This window comes from Arthrobacter sp. Bi83, from assembly GCF_918698095.1.
Taxonomy (GTDB): domain Bacteria; phylum Actinomycetota; class Actinomycetes; order Actinomycetales; family Micrococcaceae; genus Arthrobacter.
Window position 1 is genome coordinate 61,932 of the sequence record NZ_CAKKLY010000002.1, and the last position, 16,451, is coordinate 78,382.

Annotated in this window: 12 protein-coding genes; all 12 read right to left on the minus strand. The window is 65.3% G+C overall.

Annotation, left to right across the window (positions count from 1 at the left end; all coding sequences use genetic code 11):
• Positions 1-34: 34 nt before the first annotated feature.
• The 12 genes from gltX to LQ144_RS01800 all read right to left on the minus strand — a co-directional run bounded on the left by gltX (position 35) and on the right by LQ144_RS01800 (position 16,426).
• Entirely contained in the window at positions 35-1,570 is a 1,536-nt protein-coding gene (gene gltX, locus LQ144_RS01745) for a glutamate--tRNA ligase (RefSeq protein WP_230116838.1), read from the minus strand.
• A 131-nt stretch (positions 1,571-1,701) separates the two neighbouring features.
• Positions 1,702-2,478 carry a fumarylacetoacetate hydrolase family protein gene (locus LQ144_RS01750; protein ID WP_230116839.1) on the minus strand — a complete coding sequence of 259 codons (777 nt, stop codon included), beginning with the start codon at positions 2,476-2,478 and terminating at the stop codon, positions 1,702-1,704.
• A gap of 48 nt (positions 2,479-2,526) precedes the next feature.
• Complete coding sequence (locus LQ144_RS01755) at positions 2,527-3,324, minus strand: MBL fold metallo-hydrolase (protein ID WP_230116840.1); 798 nt, start codon at positions 3,322-3,324, stop codon at positions 2,527-2,529.
• A 100-nt stretch (positions 3,325-3,424) separates the two neighbouring features.
• Positions 3,425-4,537 carry a branched-chain amino acid aminotransferase gene (locus LQ144_RS01760; RefSeq protein WP_230116841.1) on the minus strand — a complete coding sequence of 371 codons (1,113 nt, stop codon included), beginning with the start codon at positions 4,535-4,537 and terminating at the stop codon, positions 3,425-3,427.
• Positions 4,538-4,638: 101 nt separating this feature from the next.
• Positions 4,639-5,691, minus strand: coding sequence for a 3-isopropylmalate dehydrogenase (locus LQ144_RS01765; protein WP_230116842.1), 1,053 nt, complete (start codon positions 5,689-5,691; stop codon positions 4,639-4,641).
• A gap of 133 nt (positions 5,692-5,824) precedes the next feature.
• Positions 5,825-7,384 carry a methionine--tRNA ligase gene (metG, locus tag LQ144_RS01770; protein WP_230116843.1) on the minus strand — a complete coding sequence of 520 codons (1,560 nt, stop codon included), beginning with the start codon at positions 7,382-7,384 and terminating at the stop codon, positions 5,825-5,827.
• Between the two features lie 35 nt (positions 7,385-7,419).
• Positions 7,420-8,175 (minus strand): ATP-binding cassette domain-containing protein, encoded by a 756-nt coding sequence (locus LQ144_RS01775; protein WP_230116844.1) that lies wholly within the window; start codon positions 8,173-8,175, stop codon positions 7,420-7,422.
• Complete coding sequence (locus tag LQ144_RS01780; protein WP_230116845.1) at positions 8,172-10,967, minus strand: ABC transporter permease; 2,796 nt, start codon at positions 10,965-10,967, stop codon at positions 8,172-8,174. Before LQ144_RS01780 ends, LQ144_RS01775 begins: the two co-directional genes overlap by 4 nt.
• Positions 10,968-11,169: 202 nt before the next feature.
• On the minus strand, positions 11,170-12,759 hold the full coding sequence (serA, locus tag LQ144_RS01785; RefSeq protein ID WP_230116846.1) for a phosphoglycerate dehydrogenase: 1,590 nt from the start codon (positions 12,757-12,759) through the stop codon (positions 11,170-11,172).
• Positions 12,760-12,891: 132 nt separating this feature from the next.
• Positions 12,892-13,917 carry a ketol-acid reductoisomerase gene (gene ilvC / locus LQ144_RS01790; RefSeq protein ID WP_230116847.1) on the minus strand — a complete coding sequence of 342 codons (1,026 nt, stop codon included), beginning with the start codon at positions 13,915-13,917 and terminating at the stop codon, positions 12,892-12,894.
• 86 nt (positions 13,918-14,003) lie between these two features.
• On the minus strand, positions 14,004-14,516 hold the full coding sequence (gene ilvN, locus LQ144_RS01795; RefSeq protein ID WP_230116848.1) for an acetolactate synthase small subunit: 513 nt from the start codon (positions 14,514-14,516) through the stop codon (positions 14,004-14,006).
• A 2-nt stretch (positions 14,517-14,518) separates the two neighbouring features.
• Positions 14,519-16,426, minus strand: a complete 1,908-nt coding sequence (locus LQ144_RS01800) for an acetolactate synthase large subunit (RefSeq protein ID WP_230116849.1) — start codon at positions 16,424-16,426, stop codon at positions 14,519-14,521.
• Positions 16,427-16,451: the final 25 nt, after the last annotated feature.

Genomic DNA, 16,451 nt, shown 5'->3' on the forward strand with positions numbered 1-16,451 from the left:
GATTCGGTCGCTTCCACGGCCGCCGGCCGGGACATCAGCCGCGGAAGGCGCGCAGCCGCGCCAGCGACGATTCCTTGCCCAGGATCACCATGGACTCGAACAGCGGCGGTGAGATTCTGCGCCCGGAGATGGCCGTGCGCACTGGCCCGAATGCCAGCCTCGGCTTGATGCCAAGGTCCTCCACGAGGGCCTGCTTCAAGGCGGTCTGGATGTTCTCAGCGTTCCAGTCGTCGATGGGCTCGAGCGCCGCCACGGCAGCGTCGAGAACCTCCTGGAGGTTCTGGGGCAGTCCCTTGCGGGCGTCGTCCGCGACGTCGATCGCGTCGTCCTTCTTGAACAGGAAGGCGAGCATTTCCGGAGCTTCACCCAGCAGGGAGATGCGCTCCTGGATCAGCGGGGCAGCCTCGGCGAGGATCTCCTCCTGCCGTTCACTCAGGCTCTCCCCGACGAATCCAGAGGCCCTGAGGTACGGGACCAGGCGTCCGCGGAAGTCCTCCGGGTCGAGCATGCGGATATGCGTGCCGTTGATGGCTTCGGCCTTCTTGATGTCGAAGCGGGCCGGGTTGGCGAGTACGTCGTTGACGTCGAAGTGCTCGATCAGCTGCTCCACCGTGAAGATGTCCTCGTCGGCGGACAGGCTCCAGCCCAGCAGCGAGAGGTAGTTCAGCAGGCCTTCGGGGATGAAGCCACGGTCCCGGAGCAGGAACAGGTTGGACTGCGGATCGCGCTTGGAGAGCTTCTTGTTGCCCTCTCCCATGACGTACGGAAGGTGGCCGAAGACCGGCATGTAGCTGGCGACGCCGATGTCCATGAGCGCGCGGATCAGCACCACCTGACGGGGCGTGGAGGACAGCAGGTCCTCACCGCGGAGGACGTGCGTGATGCCCATCAGGGCGTCGTCGACCGGGTTGACCAGCGTGTACAGCGGGGAACCGTCGGCGCGGACAATGACATAGTCCGGAATGCTGCCGGCCTTGAAGGTGATCTCGCCACGGACCATGTCGGTGAAGGTGACGTCCTCATCCGGCATCCGGACGCGGAGCACGGGCTTGCGGCCCTCGGCCTGGAACGCCGCCAGCTGCTCCTCGGAGAGCTCACGGTCGAAGTTGTCATAGCCCAGCTTGGGATCGCGGCCGGCTGCCCGGTGGCGGGCTTCGACCTCCTCCGGCGAGGAGTAGCACTCGTAGGCGTATCCGGCGTCGATCAGCTTGGCCACGACGTCCTTGTAGAGGTCCAGACGCTGCGACTGGCGGTAGGGCTCGTGCGGACCCCCGACTTCCACGCCTTCTTCCCAGGAGATGCCGAGCCACTTCAGGGCCTCCAGCAGCTGCTGGTAGCTCTCCTCCGAGTCGCGCGCGGCGTCCGTGTCCTCGATGCGGAACACGAATGTGCCCTTGGTGTGCCGGGCGTGGGCCCAGTTAAAGAGGGCCGTGCGGATCAGGCCGACGTGCGGGGTGCCGGTGGGTGACGGGCAGAACCGGACGCGGACGGGGGTGTCGGCAGTGACTTCACGCGTGACTTCGAGGGGGGCAGAGCCGGGGACGGCGTTGGGCGCAGAAGGAGTAGTCATAGTGACTCCAACTTTACCGCCTGCCCGATCACGGATTTCGACGCAGGCTCCGGTGCGCACATCCGCTACGAAAACGGACGGCCGCACCGTGGATCCACGGTGCGGCCGTCCGAAATCGGAGCGAAAAGCAGTTAGCGGCGGACTATCGGGTTGGACAGCCTGCCGATGCCCTCGATTTCCACCTCGTACCGGTCACCGGCCTGCACGAGGTCGACGCCGGCCGGGGTGCCGGTCATGATGACGTCGCCGGGGAGGAGGGTAAACGCGCTCGAGACGATGGAAACAAGTTCCCGGACGCCGCGGATCATCTGGCTGGTGCTGCCGTCCTGGCGGAGTTCGCCGTTGAGCCACCCCTTGATGGACAGGTCCTCGGGGTCCAGTTCGGTTTCGATCCAGGGCCCCAGCGGCGCGGAGGTGTCGAACCCCTTGGCGCGGGCCCACTGCAGGTCGGTCTTCTGAACGTCCCGGGCGGTGAGGTCATTGCCGCAGGTGTACCCGAAGATGACGTCGTCCGCGCGTTCTTCCGGAACGTCCTTGCAGATCCGGCCGATGACGACGCAGAGCTCGGCCTCGTAGGAGACTTCATCGGAGAACTCCGGCAGCACGATGGGATCGTTCGGGCCTACCACCGAGGTGTTGGGCTTGAGGAACAGCAGGGGCTGCTGCGGCACTTCGTTGCCGAGCTCGCGGGCGTGCTCCACGAAATTCCTGCCCACGCCGATGACCTTGCTGCGGGGAATGATGGGTGCGAGCAGGCGGACGTCCTCCAGCTTGTGGCGGACGTGCGTGCGTTCCACGCCGTTGAAGAACGGGTCGCCGTTGATGACAGTAATTTCCTCACTGCCGGACTGGCCTTCAACAACGCCGTAGAGGGGATCAGAATCGACTACAAACCGGGCAATACGCATGGTTCCAAGCCTACAGTCTTGGTTCGGCTCCCCCGTCGCGTCCCGCCGTCAGGTCCGGTCGTGCAGGGTGCGCAGATACTCCAGCTGGGCAGCCACCGAATTCTCGGCCGCGCGCCGCACTGCCGGATCGACGTCGGCATAGACAACATCCGTGACCTCCGCGACTCCGGCCTTCCCTCCCAAGCCGGCGAGGGCCGCCCGGATCTGGCTGAGCCGGTCCAGGCGGTGGCTGCGGTAGTCCCGGACCACGGCGTCGAGTGCCGGAAGGACCGGACCATGCGCAGGCAGCACGGTGGCTGGCCCCAGCAGTTCCAGCCGGTCGAGGGAAGACAGGTAGTCATCCAGACGGCCGTCCGGGTGGTCCAGAACGGTAGTCCCGCGGCCCAGGATCGTGTCGCCGGTGAGCACGGAACCGGCCGGCCCGTCGAGGGGCAGGTGGAAGCAGACCGAATCGGAGGTGTGGCCCGGGGTGGCGACCACCCGGACTTCGGTTCCGGCAACTGCGATGGTCTCACCGGGCCGGAGCGGCGCGGCCCCGATGCAGTGCGCCGGGTCGGCCGCGCGGACGGGCGCACCCGTCAGTTCGTGGAGGCGCGCCGCCCCGGCGGTGTGGTCCGCATGGCGGTGGGTGATCAGGATCAGTTCCACGGAACCAGCAGCGGCCAGCGCATGGAGGTGCGCCTCGTCGAGCGGGCCAGGGTCCACCACAGCGGTCCCTGGATGGCCCCCTGCACTAATAAGGTACGAATTGGTGCCGTCCAGGCTCATGGGCCCGGGGTTCGGGGCCAGGTGGAACCTGGTCAGCGGGCTGCTGGCTTTGAGGGCTGGCGTGATGTCCGGATTCACAGTCCCATTCTTGCATTTCCGGGAAACGCCGACGGCGGGCGGCCGGTTCAGTGCCGCAACGGCACCACCCCGGCCACCCGCCGTCGTACGTACAAAAGCGTCAGGCGAGCCGGGTCAGCCAGCCGTGGGTGTCGGCGACCTTGCCCGTCTGGATGCCGAGCAGCTGCTCGCGGATGGCCATGGTGGTTTCGCCAGCCTTGGCGTCCTCCGAACCGATGAACTCCGTGTCGTCCTTAAGGACGCCGATGGGTGTGATGACGGCGGCGGTGCCGCAGGCGAAGACCTCGGTGATGTCACCGGAGGCCACGCCGTCACGCCATTCATCCAGCGTGATCTTGCGCTCTGCGACTTCGCGGCCCATGTCCTTGGCCACCTGCATGACGGACATCCGCGTGACGCCCTCAAGAATGGTTCCGGTCAGGGCGGGCGTGACCAGCGAGCCGTCCTTCATCACGAAGAACACGTTCATGCCGCCCAGTTCCTCTACCGCGTTGTCGTTGAACTGGTCGAGGAACAGCACCTGCTTGCAGCCGTGGGCCTCAGCTTCCTGCTGCGCGATCAGCGACGCCGCGTAGTTGCCGCCACACTTCGCGGCGCCGGTACCGCCGCGGCCTGCGCGGGCGTACTGTCGCGAGATCCAGATGGAAACGGGCTTCAGCTCGCCGCCGAAGTAGTTGCCTGCCGGCGACGCGATGACCCGGAAGGACACCTCGCGGGCGGCGCGGACGCCCAGGAATGCCTCGGTGGCGATCATGAATGGACGCAGGTAAAGGGCCTCGCCGTCGCCGGCCGGGACCCATTCCTTGTCCGCGGCCACGAGTTCACGGATGGCACCCAGGAAGTACTCGGCCGGAATCTCCGGCAGGGCCAGGCGGCGGGCGGACTGGTTCATGCGCGCGGCGTTGGCCTCGGGCCGGAAGGTCCAGATGGTGCCGTCGGCGTGCCGGTAGGCCTTGAGCCCTTCGAAGATCTCCTGCCCGTAGTGCAGGACGGCTGCCGAGGGGTCAAGCATGATGGGCCCGTAGGCCTCAATCCGGGCATCGCGCCAGCCGCCCTGTCCGTTTTCATCGACGCTGTAGTCAACGATCGCGGTGTGGTCGGTGAAGTAGTTGCCGAAACCCGGGTTCGCCAGGATGGCTGCACGCTCTTCAGCAGACTTCGGGGTGGCCGACGGCTGCTGGGTGAATTCGACGCCATGGGCAGTCTGAGTCATGGTTCCTCCACTGTCGGCTGCCTGGCATGTGAACGTGGTTCAGCATCGGACCACGGCAGCATTTTGGTGATTCAGGTCAAGCTTACGCCTGCTGGACGGGGCTAAACGGCAGCGGCAATGGCGTCGCCAATGGCGCTGGTGGTCCGCGCTTCGCCGTTGCGGCTTTCGACGTCGGCCACCACCGCGGTCTCGATCTTGCGTGCCGCGTCGGAGAAGCCCAAATGGTCCAGCAGCAGCGCCGCCGACAGGATGGCGGCCGTGGGGTCCGCCTTCTGCTGCCCGGCAATGTCCGGAGCGGATCCGTGAACCGGTTCAAACATGGACGGGGCCGTCCGGTCCATGTTGATGTTACCGGATGCTGCCAGTCCGATGCCGCCGGTGATGGCCGCAGCGAGGTCCGTGATGATGTCGCCGAAGAGGTTGTCCGTGACGATCACGTCGAAGCGTGAGGGGTCGGTGACCATGAAGATCGTGGCGGCGTCGATGTGCAGATAGTCGTGGCTGACTTCGGGGAATTCCTCGGCGACGGCTTCCACCGTGCGCTTCCAGAGGTGCCCGGCGTACACCAGGACGTTGTGCTTGTGGACCAGGGTCAGCTTCTTGCGCGGGCGCTCGCTGGCGCGCCGGAACGCATCGCGCACCACTCGCTCCACGCCATGCGCGGTGTTCAGCGAGACTTCCGTGGCCACCTCATGGCGGGTGCCGGCACGCAGGGTGCCACCGTTGCCCACATAGGGGCCTTCGGTGCCTTCCCGGACCACGATGAAATCAATGGCTCCAGGGGCGGACAGCGGGCTGCCCACGCCGCCGTAGAGCCTGGAGGGACGCAGGTTGACGAAGTGGTCAAGGCTGAACCGCAGCTTGAGGAGCATCTCGCGCTCGATGATGCCGGAGGGGATCCGGGTGTCCCCGGGGGCGGCGCCGACCGCGCCGAACAGGATGGCGTCGCGGGTCCGCAGGTCCTCGAGCACGGACTCCGGAAGTGTCTCGCCGGTCTCCAGCCAGTGCTGCGCACCGAGCTTGTAGTGGGTCTGCTCGAGGGTGACGCCTTCGGCGGCGACCACTTTTTCGAGGACCTTGATGGCTTCGGCGATGACCTCGGGGCCAATGCCGTCACCGGGGATGACAGCGAGATTGATCGTTGATGCGCTCATGTTTTCAGGGTAGCCAAGCCATCCACATTCTGGTCAAACCGTCTCATTATTCGAGCAGCGCCGCGACGGGGGGATTAAAGGCGAACGCTCCCCCGCCCTTCCGGTGAAGGGTGAGGGAGCGTCCGGCAGGGGGCTACGCTTCGGCGGGCTCTTCGTACTTGGGGAAGACCGGTGCCGGCGCGGGCAGTTCGGTGCCGGCGACAATCGGCGTCGGGATGGCAGCGAACTGCCGGGCGTCGCCCTCCGGCTGCCCCAACGTGCCCAGAAGGGCCGCCGACGCCCCCGGCATGACCGGCTGCGCCAGGATCGCGACGATGCGAAGCACCTCAAGGGTCACGTACAGCACAGTCCGCATGCGTTCGACGTCGGACTTCCGCAGGACCCAGGGGGCCTGCTCGGCGAAGTACGCGTTGGTGTCGCCCAGCACACCCCAGATCGCTTCAAGGGCACGGCTGAATTCCTGCTTGTCGAAGGCGGCGCGCGCCTGCTCAAGCAGGCCGTTCGCCTGGGCCAGGATGGCCTGGTCCTCGGCGGTGAAGGCTCCGGGGACCGGCACCCGGCCTTCGCAGTTCTTCGCCACCATGGACAGCGACCGCTGCGCCAGGTTTCCGAAGTTGTTGGCGAGGTCCGAGTTCATCCGCCCCACGATCGCCTCGTGGTTGTAGCTGCCATCTGCGCCGAAAGGCACTTCACGGAGGAAGAAGAACCGGACCTGGTCCAGGCCGTACTGGGCTACGAAGTCGGCCGGGGCCACCACGTTGCCCAGCGACTTCGACATCTTCACTCCATTGTTGTGCAGGAAGCCGTGGATCATCACGCGCCGCGGCAGTTCCAGGCCGGCACTCATCAGAAAAGCAGGCCAGTAGATGGCGTGGAAGCGCGAGATGTCCTTGCCGATCACGTGGACGTCGGCAGGCCAGAATTTCCTGAAGGACGCCGATTCCACATCCGGGTATCCGGCGCCGGTCAGGTAGTTCGTCAGGGCGTCCACCCATACGTACATGACGTGCTTGTCGTTGCCGGGTACCGGAACGCCCCAGTCAAAGGTGGTGCGGCTGATGGAGAGGTCTTCGAGGCCGCGCTTGACGAAGCTGATGACCTCGTTGAAACGGGACTGCGGGGCGCCGAACTCCGGCTGCGCCTCGTAGAGCGCCAGCAGCTTGTCCTGGTAGTTGGAGAGGCGGAAGAAGTAGCTCTCCTCGGCCGTCCAAGTGACAGGGGTGTCGGTCTCCTTGGTGTACCGGTCGCCGTCCTCCTTCACCACGGTGTCGTCTTCCACGTAGTAGGCCTCGTCGCGGACGGAGTACCAGCCCTCGTACTTGGAGAGGTAGATGTCGCCGTTGGCTTCCATCTTCTTCCAGATGGCCTGCGAAGCGGTGTAGTGGTCGGTGTCCGTGGTGCGGATGAAGCGGTCGTAGGAGATCCCCAGGGCAGCGTGCGCCGCCTTGTAGATTTCCGCGTTCCGGTCCACGAGCTCCTTCGGCGTGACACCTTCCTTCTCCGCGGCCTGGGCGATTTTCAGACCGTGCTCGTCAGTGCCCGTCAGGAACATCACGTCGTAGCCATCGAGCCGCTTAAAACGGGCCATTGCATCGGTGGCAATGTACTCATACGCGTGGCCGATGTGCGGCACACCGTTGGGGTAGGTGATGGCCGTGGTGATGTAGAACGGGCGCTTGTCTGGGGAAGTCACGGGCGGAACGTTACCTTTAGTGCGGAGGGATGAATCTAGATCAGTTCGGTCAGCGTATCGCTCAGCCGGACCAGTTCGTGGTCATGTGAAGCAACGAGGACGGCAATCCCGTCGGACGTCGTGTCCTTAAGGATGCTGATGATGCGGTTGGCGGACGCGCGGTCCAGGCTGGCTGTGGGCTCATCCACTACCAGGACGCGTGTTCCCAGAATCAGGGCCCGGGCAATGGCGACGCGCTGGCGCTCACCGCCGGAGAGCTGGGCTGGGCGGTGCCTCATCCGGCGGCCAAGTCCCACAAGATCCAAGAGGTCCTTGGCCATGTCGCGGCGCTTATCCACTTCACCGTCCGGGACTGCGGGCAGCAGGACATTTTCAAGGGCACTCATGCCGTCGATCAGCGCCCCGCCCTGGTCGACGTAGCCGATCAGGGCACGCCGGCGGTCAGCGATCTCGTCATCGCCCATGCTTTCGAGCGACTGCCCCTCCCACAGCACCCGGCCCGACGTCGGCAGGGTGAGTCCCGCGCCCACGGTCAGGATGCTGGTCTTGCCGGAGCCGCTTCGGCCGGCGACACAGTGCATCTCACCTGCGTGGAGCGTCAGGTCGAAGCCCTCCACCACGCTGACGGCGTCGGCTCCGCCTTTTCCGCCGCCGTAGCGGATGGTGATATTGCTCAGCTCGAGCGGGGTACCGTGATCGGCGGCCTTGACGAGGGTGTTGGCGCGCGTCTGGAGCGAGCCCTCGCCGTCGTCGTTCCCGCGCGCCCGGCGAAGGTTAAGGTCGTTGGTCATTGGACTACTTTCGTTGCAATCGGAATCCAGCAAAGTACGGCCACGAGCCCGGCCACGGCGGCCCAGAGCGCGGCATAGGGGGCCAGGAGCAGCCCCACGCCCAGGGCGCCCAGCACGCCCAATGGCACAGCCACCGCGCCCACCAGGGCATTTTCGAAGAAACGGACCTGGCCCAGCATGTCGGGGTTCCAGCCCATGGCCTCAAGGGTGCCCAGGTACTGGCGCTTGGCCTGCAGTTCAAAGCGGCCGGTGACGAGCGTCAGCAGGAGTCCCACCGCAACTCCGGAGAGGCCCAGGACGATGCTTGGCAGGGCGACGCTGGCAGCAGCCAGGCCGCTCAGTGCGCTGGCGCCGGCGGCACGCGGGATGTCGATCAGCAGGGCGATCAGGCCGCCCACTGCTGCACCGAACACTCCGACGGCCACGGCAAGCGAGATGGCATTGAAGCGGTTGGTGCTCAGCTGCCGGTTTGCGAACGTCAGGGGCGAGTCGACGGCGATGAGCCGCTCGTCGTGCTGGGGTTCCTGGTCGATCTCCTCGCGGTGGCGGAGCTGCTGGGCTGCAAAGAAGGCCGCGGCCGCATACAGGAACAGCACCGACGCCGAGACAATCACCGTGGCGAGGTTCCAGCTCAGCAGGCTCAGGACGATACCCGCGACGGCCAGAAGCCCGGCGCCGACGGCAAATTCCTCCAGCACCCACGAGCGGATCCGCCGCTGGGTCCAGCCCATGGCGCGCAGGGTGCCGGCCTCGCGGCGGCGCTGCCGGACGTAGCTGACGGTGGAGGCGCCTGTCAGCAGCGCAGCGCCGCAGAGGGTGAGGAAGAGAAGCGTGAGGTTGGTGGCGGTCAGCGAGCCGGACACGGCGTCGGCAGCATCCTGCCTGACCCATGATTGCTGGACGGTGCCCAGCGCAGATTCCTTGCCGGCGTCGTCCTTGGAGTAGCCGGGGACGAAGATGTTGGCGTCCTCGCGCGCAGAGCCGGCCACGATGGTGGCCTCAAGGCCCATGTCCCGGATCTCGTTGGCGAGCTTTTCAACCTCCGGCTGGGCCTGCTTCCAGCTTCCAGGCGCGCTGGCCCGGACGCGCACGGCGTCGACGACCGAGGTGTTCTTCTCGAACCCGCGTGCGGCCGCGAGACCGTAGAAGTCCGTGATGGCGCCGGCCGACTGGCTGACCAGCCCGGTGGCACTGAGTGACGGCTTGAGCGTGGTGTCCTGGACATCCTTGCCCTGGGCGTCCTTGGTCAGCGTCAGCGGAGTGGGGTCGTAGCCGCCCAGCGGAAGCCTGTTCACATCCCCAGCCGCTTCTTTGACGGCGGCGGGGTCGAACGTCCCGTAGACCATGGCCAGGGGTGCGGCGAGCTTCTTCCCCGTTTCGAGGTTGTCCCGGTAGGAGCGCTCATCGACCGGATTGCGCTGGGTCTGGTCCACAGGTTCCCCGGCCGCTGTCTTCTCCGGAAGACGGTTGACGGTGACCCACTCGCCCGGCGTTGCGGTCTTGTCGACAGCACCGTTGCCCGCGGTGGAGCCATCCGTGTACTTGGGAGCTGACGCGAAGTTCGTGCTCCAGGTGGCAGGGGTGTAGAGGCCGCGGCTGAAGTTCGACGAGTTCCCCAGCAGCTTGGAGTAATCGGTGGATCCCGGCCAGGCGAGGGCAAAGGGCGATTTGGAGACGAACGGAAGGTAATCCTTGTCCAGGGACCGGTCCACCGTCCCGACCTCCTTGACCACGTTCCCGGAGTCATCGATTTCCTCGATCTTCACCGAGTATTTCAGGTCAACGGACGTGCCCGAGCGGACAATCAGGGGTATGGCTTGGGAATCCTCGGTCAGCTGGCCGTTCAGTTTGGCCTGCTGGTACTGGGTCATCAGCGGCGCCCAGTACTTGAGCTTCACGCCCAGGAAATCGGGCCCCTCCTCGAGTTCCTTCATGCCGATGCCGGTGGTGAAGAGGCTTTCGAAGTGGCGTCCGATCGCGCCCGCGTTGCGGGCGTCGGCCGGCGGTGCCTTCTCCAGCGGGGCAAGGAAGTCGCCGGCGGTTCCCAGCAGTGCGCGCTCCGAAACGGGGTCGACGGCGACCACAGACTCGGTGACCTCCGGCGCCATGGGCAGGGCTACGGAGAGGTTGAAGAGGTTGTGCTCGGATCCGCCCGCGGGTGCCGGGAACTTGATGCCCGTCTCACCCTCGGGTCCGGCAATGCGGATGCTTTTGCCGCCGGCCGCCTGTTCTTCGACGAGTCGGGCCTTGCCGAGGGTTCCTTCCGCGGTGGACTTGAAGAGAGTCTGCTCGGAAGCGCCGTCGGAACTGGTGGCGCTGGCCGTCAGGCGGTACTTCTTGGGAGTATCGCTGAGGACCGACTGTGCGGCCGGCCACTTGCTGGGATCTGTGCCGCCCGGCTGGCTTGCCGTAGCCGTGCCCACCAGCCCGGCGTTGAAGCCGAGGTAGTCCATGGCCTCAAGCCGCGGGGCTTCCAGGTTCTGGGTGACGCGGGAGACCAGGCTGATGGGGGCTGCGACCGAGGTGCCCGAGAGGTCCCTGATGCCCTGCAGCTGGCCGAAGCTGATGCCGCCCTGGCCGTTGGCGATCTCCGGCTGCATCAGTGCACCCCCGGAACCCGCCTTGGCCTGGACCAGGATGTCATAGAGCCCGCGCGAGTTTTCGTCCACGGTCCGGTTCAGCGCTGCCTGCGACTGGTTCTGGACGAGGACGGACAGGCACATGGCGGCGATCAAAATGGCAGCGGTCAGCAGCAGCACTTTGCTTCTGATGAACCTCTGGACGGCGTTCATTGGGCTCCCTGAAACCTGGATTGCGTGCGCACGACTCGATCACCTTTGGAGGTGGAGGTTTCCCTTGCGGGCGTGCAAAAAGTATTGGCCGGTCTGCCGGCAAGATCCTTAATTCGGACGTAGCCATTGTACGCAGACCGGCCAATCATATTTAGCCGGGGTGTCCTCCCTGCCGCGCAGAGTTCACCCCGGGGCGGGATCCCTAGTCCTCGAGATCCACTTCGCGCACCATTTCCGCACCGATGCCGGCCTTGATGGCGTCCAGCACCTGCTGCGGGACGGAGCTGTCGATGGTGAGCAGCGCCAGCACCTGGCCGCCCTCTGCCTGGCGTGCCACCTGCATGCCGCCGATGTTGATGTTGTTCATACCCAGGATGTGGCCGATCGTACCGATGACGCCGGGCCTGTCAGCGTAGGACACCACCACGAGGTGTTCGCTGATGGGGATTTCGACGTCGTAGCCGTTGACGCCAACGAGCTTCTGCACCTGCTTCGGGCCGGTCAGGGTGCCGGCAACGGAGATCTGGCTGCCGTCGCTCAAGGCTCCGCGCAGGGTCAGGACGTTGCGGTAGTCCTCGGCATCGGGAGTCGTGATGAGGCGGGTGTTGATGCCGCGCTGTTCAGCGATGACGGGCGCGTTGACGTAGGACACCTGCTCGGTGACAACGTCAGCGAAGATGCCCTTGAGGGCAGCGAGCTCCAGGACCTTGACGTCGAGGGAGGCGATCTCACCGGCAACCTCAACGTCGATCTGGGTCAGGGAGGCGTGGGTAAGGGCTGTGAAAATGCGGCCCAGCTTCTCGATCAGTGGGATGCCCGGGCGGACGTCGGGGGCGATCACGCCGCCGGCAACGTTGACCGCATCCGGCACGAGCTCACCGGCGAGGGCGAGTCGTACTGACCTGGCCACGGAAACGCCGGCCTTCTCCTGGGCTTCGTCCGTGGAGGCACCCAGGTGCGGGGTGACCACAACATTGTCCAGCTTGAAGAAGGGCAGGTCTGTGCTGGGCTCCTGGACGAAGACGTCCACTGCCGCGCCGGCGATCTGGCCGTCCTGCAGTGCCGCGTAGAGGGCTTCCTCGTCAACGAGTCCGCCACGGGCCACGTTGATGACATAGGCCGTAGGCTTCATCTTGGTGAAGGCGTCAGCGCCGAGCATGCCGACCGTTTCGGGGGTCTTGGGCATGTGGATCGTCACGAAGTCCGACTGCGCAAGCAGCTCATCCAGGGTGACAAGCTTCACGCCGAGCTGGGCAGCGCGGGCGGAGGTGATGTACGGATCGTACGCGAGGATTTCCGTGTCGAAGCCCTGGAGCCGTGCGGCCACCAGGGCGCCGATCCGGCCCAGGCCAATGATGCCGATCTTCTTCTCGAAGAGTTCGATGCCCGTGTACTTGGAGCGCTTCCACTCACCGTCCTTGAGGGCGGCGCTGGCCTGCGGAATGTGGCGCGCCAGGCTCAGGATGTGGCCGACCGTGAGTTCGGCGGCGGAGACGATGTTGGACGTCGGGGCGTTGACCACCATGACGCCGGCCTGCGTGGCCGCCTTGATGTCAACGTTGTCCAGCCCGACGCCGGCGCGGGCGATGACCTTCAGGTTCTTCGCCGCTGCGATGGCTTCGGCGTCCACCTTCGTGGCGGACCGCACCAGGATGGCGTCGACGTCCGCAATGGCAGAGAGCAGCTGGGAGCGGTCGGCGCCGTCGGTCTGGCGGATTTCAAAGTCCGGGCCAAGGGCCTCGATTGTGGCGGGCGAAAGTTCTTCGGCGAGCAGTACTACGGGTTTTGACACGGCTGATCCTCTGCGTTGCAGTCCGGGGGATGAATTAAGTCTAGGCTGACGGAAAGGCCGGGCTCACATTGTTAAGTGTGAACCCGGCCTCACTGTCGCGTTCTGAAGGGCTCCTAAGCGTAAGCCTCAGCCCTAGCGGGCTGCAGAGCCTTCGACGTAGTCCTCGTCCTGCTGCTGCCAGGAGAACAGGGAGCGAAGTTCGCGGCCCACACCCTCGATCGGGTGCTGCTCTGCCTTTGCACGCAGTTCCTTGAATTCGGCGCCGCCATTGTCCTGGTCGTCAATGAAGCGCTTGGCGAAGGCACCGTTCTGGATGTCGGCGAGAACAGCCTTCATGTTTTCCTTCACCTCGGGGGTGATGACGCGCGGGCCGGAGACGTAGTCGCCGTACTCTGCGGTGTCGGAGACGCTCCAACGCTGCTTGGCAATGCCGCCTTCCCACATGAGGTCAACGATGAGCTTCAGCTCGTGAAGCACCTCGAAGTAGGCGATCTGCGGCTGGTAGCCGGCCTCGGTCAGGGTCTCGAAGCCGTACTGGACCAGCTGGGACACGCCGCCGCACAGGACGGACTGCTCGCCGAAGAGGTCCGTTTCGGTCTCTTCGGTGAAGGTGGTCTTGATGACACCGGCGCGGGTGCCGCCAATGGCCTTGGCGTAGGACTTGGCCAGCTCCCAGGCGGAACCGGTGGCGTCCTGCTCCACGGCGATGATGTCCGGGATGCCACGGCCGGCTTCGAACTCGCGGCGCACCGTGTGGCCGGGAGCCTTCGGGGCGATCAGGATGACGTCGACGCCCTCCGGAGCCTCGATGTAGCCGAAGCGGATGTTGAAGCCGTGTGCGAAAGCCAGGGCCTTGCCCGCGGTCAGCTTGTCCTTGATGGAGTCGTTGTAGATCGAGCGCTGGTGCTGGTCCGGTGCCAGGATCATGATGACGTCGGCCCATTCGGCGGCGTCGGCAACATTCTTGACCGTGAAGCCTGCTTCCTCGGCCTTGGCGATCGACTTCGAGCCTTCCTTGAGCGCGATGACAACCTCGACGCCGGAATCGCGCAGGTTCAGCGCGTGGGCGTGGCCCTGAGAGCCATAGCCGACAATGGCAACCTTGCGACCCTGGATGATCGACAGGTCGGCGTCGTCGTCGTAGAACATTTCAGTCACTGGGGTGTCTCCTTTGAGTGGATTCTTTATAGATGGTGGTCTGTGGTGCGGTAATGCCTAGGCATGCGCTGCAGGAAGGCTGTGCCTTAAGCGCTGCGCAACGCCCTGTCACTCATGGAGCGGGATCCCCGTCCAACGGCCAAGGTGCCGGACTGCACGATTTCGCGGATACCGAAGGGCTCGAGCACTGAAAGGAGTGCCGTGAGTTTTTCTGGGTGGCCGGTTGCTTCAATGACCACGGAGTCTGTGGAGACGTCGACCACTGAAGCACGGAACAGGTCTGCAGCCTGGGTCACCTGCAGGCGTGTTGCGGCATCCGCACGTACCTTGACCAGGATGTGGTCACGCTGTACGGAAGATTCTGAGGTGAGTTCAACAATCTTGATCACGTTGACCAGCTTGTTCAACTGCTTGGTGACCTGTTCGATCAGGTCACCGTCGGCGTCGACGACAACGGTCATCCGGGACATGCCCGGGACTTCCGTCGGGCCGACGGCCAGGGAATTGATGTTGAAGGCCCGGCGCGCGAAGAGGCTCGCGACGCGGGTCAGCACACCGGGCTTGTCTTCGACCAGAACAGACAGTGTGTGGCGGGGCATGTTCAGTCCTCCTCTTCCCATTCCGGGGTCATGTTGCGGGCAACCTGGATCTGGTCATTGCTGACGCCGGCGGGCACCATCGGCCACACCATGGAGTTAGGACTGACAACGAAATCAATAACCACGGGGCGGTCGTTGATTGCCAGGGCCTTCTGGATCGTGGCGTCGATGTCCTCGTCGCGTTCGCAGCGGAAGGACGCACAGCCGTAGGCCTCGCCCAGCTTGACGAAGTCCGGGATCCGGACGGTGTCGTGGCCAGTGTTGAGGTCCGTGTTGGAGTAGCGGCCCTCATAGAAAAGCGTCTGCCACTGCCGGACCATGCCCAGCGAGGAGTTGTTGATCACGGCGACCTTGATGGGGATCTTGTTGATGGCGCAGGTGGCCAGTTCCTGGTTGGTCATCTGGAAGCAGCCGTCGCCGTCGATGGCCCAGACCACACGGTCCGGCTCCCCCACCTTGGCGCCCATGGCTGCGGGAACCGCGTAGCCCATGGTGCCGGCGCCGCCCGAGTTCAGCCAGGCGTGCGGGCGCTCGTACTTGATGAACTGCGCGGCCCACATCTGGTGCTGGCCCACGCCCGCAACGTAGATTCCCTCAGGGCCCGTCAGCGCGCCGATGCGTTCGATGACGCGCTGCGGGGCGCTGAGACCGTCCTCGGGCTCGGTCCACCCCAGCGGGTACGTGTCCTTCAGGTTGTTAAGGAACGTCCACCAGTTCGCGAGGTCCGGCGTGCCCGCGGTCCCGAACAGGGTCCGCACCGCTTCGGTGAGCTCCGGGATGATCTCCTTGACGGAGCCCACAATCGGGACGTCGGCCGTGCGGTTCTTGGAAATCTCGGCGGGATCGATGTCTGCGTGGATCACCTTGGCGTTGGGCGCGAACGACTTCAGGATGCCGGTAACCCGGTCATCGAAACGGGCGCCGAGGGTGATCAGGAGGTCCGACTGCTGCAGGGCCGTCACGGCGGACACAGTTCCGTGCATGCCGGGCATGCCGACATGCTGCGGGTGCGAGTCCGGGAAGGCGCCGCGTGCCATGAGCGTGGTGACCACGGGGGCACCGGTCAGCTCCGCCAGCTCCATCAGTTCGGCCGAGGCGTGGGCCTTGACCACGCCGCCGCCGACGTACAGCACAGGCTTGCTGGCTGCCGCGATCAGTTTGGCCGCCTCGCGGACCTGCTTGTTGTGCCCGCGGACCACGGGACGGTAGCCCGGGAGATCGATTTTCGGCGGCCAGGAGAATGTCATCTGGCCCTGCTGGGCGTCCTTGGCAACGTCTACAAGGACAGGTCCCGGCCGGCCCGTCGAGGCGAGGTGGAAGGCCTCAGCCATGACATGGGGGATGTCGTTGGGGTCCGTGACCAGGAACGAATGCTTGGTGATCGGCATGGTGATGCCGACAATGTCCGCCTCCTGGAAGGCATCGGTCCCGATGACTCCGCTGGACACCTGGCCGGTGATGGCCACGAGCGGGACGGAGTCCATGTGGGCATCCATGATGGCGGTTACGAGGTTGGTGGCACCGGGGCCCGAGGTGGCGATGCAGACGCCCACCCGCCCGGTGACCATGGCATAGCCTTGCGCGGCGTGGCCGGCTCCCTGTTCGTGACGGACCAGAACGTGGTTCATTTTGGAGGCCATCAGAGGGTCATAGGTGGGCAGGATCGCGCCACCGGGTAAACCGAAAATATCGTCGACGCCGAGTTCTTCGAGCGAGCGGACAATAGCTTGCGAGCCGGTCATCACCGTTGGGGGTACAACGTTGTTCGGCCCGAGGACCGGAGAGGCGGTTGCAGCAGTGTCGACGCCGACGGCGGTTTCAGCCGTCCGGTCGGCGCGTTCCGGAGCCTTGGGGGCTCCAGCGGACTTAGTAGCCATCAGCGAGGGGCTGATCGGCGATCCTTTGCTCATCGGACTCTTCCTTAGTGAATCTTGA

What these genes read in the sequence shown, in the direction of transcription:
- LQ144_RS01750 (WP_230116839.1), bottom strand. Translation starts at nt 2,478, where the DNA reads ATGCGTATTGCCCGGTTTGTAGTCGATTCTGATCCCCTCTACGGCGTT.
- LQ144_RS01765 (WP_230116842.1), bottom strand. Translation starts at nt 5,691, where the DNA reads ATGAGCGCATCAACGATCAATCTCGCTGTCATCCCCGGTGACGGCATT.
- LQ144_RS01780 (WP_230116845.1), bottom strand. Translation starts at nt 10,967, where the DNA reads ATGAACGCCGTCCAGAGGTTCATCAGAAGCAAAGTGCTGCTGCTGACC.
- LQ144_RS01775 (WP_230116844.1), bottom strand. Translation starts at nt 8,175, where the DNA reads ATGACCAACGACCTTAACCTTCGCCGGGCGCGCGGGAACGACGACGGC.
- ilvN (WP_230116848.1), bottom strand. Translation starts at nt 14,516, where the DNA reads ATGCCCCGCCACACACTGTCTGTTCTGGTCGAAGACAAGCCCGGTGTG.
- LQ144_RS01760 (WP_230116841.1), bottom strand. Translation starts at nt 4,537, where the DNA reads ATGACTCAGACTGCCCATGGCGTCGAATTCACCCAGCAGCCGTCGGCC.
- gltX (WP_230116838.1), bottom strand. Translation starts at nt 1,570, where the DNA reads ATGACTACTCCTTCTGCGCCCAACGCCGTCCCCGGCTCTGCCCCCCTC.
- LQ144_RS01800 (WP_230116849.1), bottom strand. Translation starts at nt 16,426, where the DNA reads ATGAGCAAAGGATCGCCGATCAGCCCCTCGCTGATGGCTACTAAGTCC.